Origin of the sequence: Paucisalibacillus globulus DSM 18846 (assembly GCF_000482485.1) — a bacterium.
Classification (GTDB): Bacteria; Bacillota; Bacilli; order Bacillales; family Amphibacillaceae; genus Ornithinibacillus; species Ornithinibacillus globulus.
On sequence record NZ_AXVK01000045.1, the window covers coordinates 1 to 5,108 of the forward strand.

Sequence of the window (5,108 nt, forward strand, 5' to 3'; positions counted from 1 at the left end):
ACAGAAAAAGAAGCAAGCAGTATAAATAAATCCAAGATTGCGAGTATCCGCAGTGATATCGAACAAACAAATAATCGCTTGAATCATAAAATGGATCAATTGTGGGATATCTACAATTCCAAGGTGAAGAAGTATGAGAATATGGATGATGAATATAACAATAAAGCATCAGTATTAAAGGCGAAGTATACCAATTTCTTCGAAGGATTTTGGGATTCATTAGAGTCGGATTTTAACTTCGTAAAGGATTTAGTTGTTGGTATATTTACAGGACTAATTGATATAGTAGTAGGTCTAGCCACACTTGTTTTTGATGCGGGAATTGTTGCCGTATCCAATCAGATTCCTGATATCATTGAACCTAAATTCCTAAAAGATGCTGCCAATGAAAGAATCGATAGCTTTTATACGATGGTTCAACAAATCGTAGAAGATCCATTCAGTGTGGTTGAGGGTATCGGTCAATCATTCTCAGATTCCGTAGAAGAAGATGGAATTGTGTATGTAACAGGAAACTTTGCAGCTGGTTTTGTGCCGGTTGTTGGGTGGAGTAAGTATGCTAGAATTGGTAAAGTACTTGATACCGATAAACCAAAAAAGTCAGTGAATAAAACCGCTAATAAAGAAGGAAAAATGGTTGATCCTGTCGAATTATTATTAGTGAATACGAAAAAGGTTGGTATTGAATTTACTAGTGGTGTTACTGATCGTATGAGGATTTTCATGGAAAATCTGCAAGGTTTGAGTGGAGATGTGGCACTTGCTGGTGGCCCCGGAAGTGTTAAGAGGATGCATATTGATTCAGATGATACGATGAGATGGGCTAAAATTGACAGGGTTGATAATGAAAAAGAAGCAGATAAGAATCCAGAAAATAATACGAAAAATTTAAATAAAGAACAATTAGAAGTCATAGAAAAGGTTGAGTCAGGCGAAATACCTTTAGTAACAACAAAGCAAAAAGGAAATTATGGTGAAATGAAGATGGATGTCCATCTTGAAAAACAGGGATATACTAGAATTAGCCTTGATCGAGTTACTAGTTTAGATGACAAAATAATTCAGGGAATAGATGGGGTTTATGAAAATTCAAGTCCACCTCCACAATATATAATTGGTGAAGCTAAATACGGTACTTCCCAATTGGGCAAAACTAAAACGGGTAAACAGATGAGTGATGAATGGATAGACAGTAGAAACAGGTTAGATAATGCAGTTGGACGAGAGAAAGCTGATGAAATAAGAATGGAACTCCTACTTAATCCAGATAATGTAGAGAGCATTCTTGTCAAAGTTGACGTACATGGGGATGTTAGGCAGATAGTCATTGATGAATTTGGAAATCTAAAGTAATAGGAAATGAGGATATACTATGAGAGATACATTAAAAAATAATAGGTATAATAATTCTTATTATAAGGATTATTTAGATTATGAACTTTCTAGGTTAGAAAAATTTCAAAGGGCAGTAGATAATGTTATTAACTTAAGAGGGGAATCTGATAGGGGAGTCCAATCAGGCCTCCGTACTATAGTGGGAACATATTTTAACATTATTAACGCCTTATATTCTTCAGGTGCCCCCTTGGAGGAAATAAAAAAACTCTTTTCTGAAGTTGTTAATAGTATGAAAAAAGTATGGAATTCTGATAGTGGTTACGTAGAAATGGTTTGGATGTTGTCTATTGGAATAATGTTAAATATATCAAAAGATAAGATGGCTGTTTTAGAAGAAATGGTTAAAGAAGATGGATTAGAAGATTATTTAATAGATTTCCTACTTCATTATTCCAATAGCAATTGGGATATACAAGCAAAACAATTTAAATTTGAAACACCTTACAAGTATTTGTACAAAGTATTTGATGCTAAAGATAAGCTAGAAGCAGAATCAAATTTAAAAAAATATCTAATCAAAGAATGGTATTCAGGACACAATGACACTGGGTGGTATGACACTCATAAAAGTAGTGAAAATATTTACAGTGGATATTGGAGTTTTGAAAGTGGAGCAATTGCGAAAATATTAAAGCTGGATGATGAAGTATTAAAACAAGTTCCTTATTATCCCTATGATATGACTCACTACGAAGATTGAAAAGGTAAAATCTGTGTATAGTTAATGGGATATGCCATTTAGGGGACTCCTCATTCTTGCGTTTAATTAGAAGTGAAGCAAAAGACCGTCCTAGGGAGCTGAATCAGATGAGTAAAATAAAATGGCGATCTAGGGATGAGCCAGTAACAAAGGATGAAGTAGAAAATGATGGAGAAAAATTAGGAGTAAAATTTCCAATTGATTATATAGAGGTTGCTAAAGACTATAATGGTGCACATGTTAGCCCTAAATTATTTCAGGTTGAAGGGAAAGAAAAGGTATTTGGAACATTATTAACATATGATAATGAAGATGATGAGCATATTTTAGAAGTCTTTAATGATTATATGGATACACTTCCAAAAAAGATAATTCCTATTGTCTTTGATCCTTCTGGGAATTTAATATGCTTCGATTATAAAGAACATGAAGATAATCCAATTGTAGTATTCTGGGAACATGAAAATGCATGGGAAAAAGAAATGCTAATGCAAGAAGAAGGATTAACGGAAGAACAAGCTGAAGAACGTGCTAGAGAAAATGTATTTTATGTTGCATCAACATTTACTGAATTTCTTAATAAACTGTATGAAGAATAACGAGAGAGAATCAAATATTTTAACTATGACATTGTTAATCTAGCTAAGAAACTGGTTTTAAAAATAAACGTATTTACTTACTATAAACTGTAAAGCACTCGATTGTTTTTTATAATCGGTGCTTTTTGTCATTAAACAGTAATATCTAAAACTCTACAAAGTTATTAACATACTCAAAACAAATCGCAACCTTATTTTGATGAAACATCTGATTTAGGATGAATAACTAAATTAAAAACAGATAATCTACAAATAAAAGAAAGAGAAGATAAATTATCATATTTACTTAATAATATGTTCCTAAAAGATGCTGCCAATGATAGAATCGATAGTTTTTATAAGATGGTTCAACAAATCATAGAAGATCCATTCAGTGTGGTTGAGGGTATCGGCCAATCGTTCTCAGATTCCGTAGAAGAAGATGGAATTGTGTATGTAACAGGAAACTTTGCGGCAGGTTTTGTGCCAGTTGTTGGGTGGAGTAGGTATGCTAAGTTGGCAAAAGTCGGAGATCTAGAATCTACTAAAACTGGTATTAATAAAACTAATAATAACAAAGTAGTTGATGATGATACTGAGAAGCTTACAAAAGAGCTAAAAAAGTTGCAAACACCGAAAGAAAAAGAAGAATTCTTATTACAGAAATCTAAAACTTTAGATGTTTCTACAGAAAAGAATCAAGCTATTTTTTATGCAGGAAGAATACAAGCTTTTGATTCTAAGATTGGTGACATGAAAACCACTTCTGCTAGGGAATTAGCAGAGAGATACGCAGATAGTCTTTTAAAGGAAAAAGCTATTACTAAGTTGACCCTAGAAAGAACACCTGGCGGTAAATGGATGGATGATTTAAAATTGTATGAGATACTTCCGAATGAACAGAGAAGATTTGAAGTAGAGTACGGATTAACTTGGGAACAAGCAGATGAAATATGGTCGGTATTGTCCAGTAGATTTGCAGATAATGCAAGTGGCGCAATTACCGCATTTGCAAAAAATGTACCTGAAAAAATAAAGCCAAGAACAATTTTTTGGTCTACAGAATTACCTAGACTACGTAAAAATCCAAATGTTACACATATTAATATTAGGTGATGATAAAATGAATCGAATTATAACAACGGATGGTTTAAAGACTTTAATTTACGAGGACACTTCATGTAAAGTAATTTGTAATGTTGCTGATTTTAGGGACCCTACATGGTGGATTGACATTATTAAAATTGTTGATAAAAGAAACAATGAAAGTTATCCCCCTTTTAAAAGTGATAAACAATTAGAAATTTATCAGTTAATAGCTTTAGAATTAGGTAACAAGCATGGTATAAAGGAAATTTATACCTCAAAGTTTGATTTGATACAATTTGATGATGTAAAACCACTAGAAAAGCAATTAGAAAAGCCATTATTTTACTGAAAATTATTTGTTGGGGGCATTCAAAATGATTGATTTATTAATAAGTGATGTTAATGTTACACTGAAAATGGGATGGAGTTTTGTTTCTATTGGGATTACCTCTGAAAAGAAAAAGTATGTATACTCAATCGAGCAAATGGTGGGAGAGCCTGATATTCTTTATGTCACAAATACAGATAGTGCTTTGTTACCAAAAGAAGAAGTTGTGAATTCACTATCAGAAATAAAATGGAATAGAGATATTATCATAATAGAAGCTGATGGGGCTATTCCATCCATAGATATAAATGAAAAAGAATACCAAATAGGTACTATAGAATCTACAAAAGCCGGTGAGGAATTTTTGGGGTTAGATTTATTTGACCCTACTTGTGACATTGAGCGTGTAGATGTTCACCAAGCATGGTGCAATCTTGAGGAACGGTTTGCTGAGGGTGTTGAAGGACAAGTAAATATTCAAGCAGGAAATATAAGGGAAAATAGTATTTTTAACAAAATTACAATTCCTGTTCTTATGAATAATAGTAAAGCTATTTTAAAGTTTATAGATTAGAATAAACATAGGACCTTTGAGGATTCCTTAAGGTCTTTGTTGTTGTTTTTATTTACTACCGGTTACTAAAATGGGATTTGCAATGATTTTTATACGAATAGAGAACAGAAGAGTATTTTAGGCACATTTGTATCAGAAGAAGACGCATATAAATGTTTCCTGGCACCGCGCGTATATATTTAATAATTTAACACAGCTAACTGTTGTAAATGTACTGAATTTATAAATGAATGAACTTACTACTAAGTACGTGGCCGTCACAAAGAAGCCACGTGCTTTTTATATCTATATAACATAGGTATTTTGAATTTGGTTCTTAAATAAATTGTAGGATATCTGTGATGTATATATTCATAGTTATAGACAATGGATTTAGAAAATGCGTCGGTCTTTGAGGAAATGGAAGAAATCGTTCAGCAAATGAATACAGAGTTAGAACAA

6 protein-coding genes are annotated in these 5,108 nt (G+C 32.6%); all 6 read left to right on the forward strand.

The window, feature by feature from the left end:
- Positions 1 to 1,353, forward strand: a 1,353-nt coding sequence (locus K332_RS24300; protein ID WP_051359448.1) for a hypothetical protein, incomplete at its 5' end; no start/stop codon positions are given.
- Positions 1,354 to 1,372: 19 nt separating this feature from the next.
- A complete protein-coding gene (locus K332_RS0112105) occupies positions 1,373 to 2,098 on the forward strand; it encodes a PoNe immunity protein domain-containing protein (RefSeq protein WP_026907682.1) in 726 nt (241 codons plus the stop codon).
- A 107-nt stretch (positions 2,099 to 2,205) separates the two neighbouring features.
- Complete coding sequence (locus K332_RS0112110; RefSeq protein ID WP_026907683.1) at positions 2,206 to 2,697, forward strand: SMI1/KNR4 family protein; 492 nt, start codon at positions 2,206 to 2,208, stop codon at positions 2,695 to 2,697.
- Between the two features lie 342 nt (positions 2,698 to 3,039).
- Positions 3,040 to 3,792: a hypothetical protein gene (locus tag K332_RS0112115; protein ID WP_156914192.1), complete on the forward strand. Its 753-nt coding sequence runs from the start codon at positions 3,040 to 3,042 to the stop codon at positions 3,790 to 3,792.
- Between the two features lie 7 nt (positions 3,793 to 3,799).
- Entirely contained in the window at positions 3,800 to 4,114 is a 315-nt protein-coding gene (locus tag K332_RS0112120; RefSeq protein ID WP_026907685.1) for a hypothetical protein, read from the forward strand.
- Between the two features lie 25 nt (positions 4,115 to 4,139).
- Positions 4,140 to 4,667, forward strand: a complete 528-nt coding sequence (locus K332_RS0112125; RefSeq protein ID WP_026907686.1) for a hypothetical protein — start codon at positions 4,140 to 4,142, stop codon at positions 4,665 to 4,667.
- Positions 4,668 to 5,108: the final 441 nt, after the last annotated feature.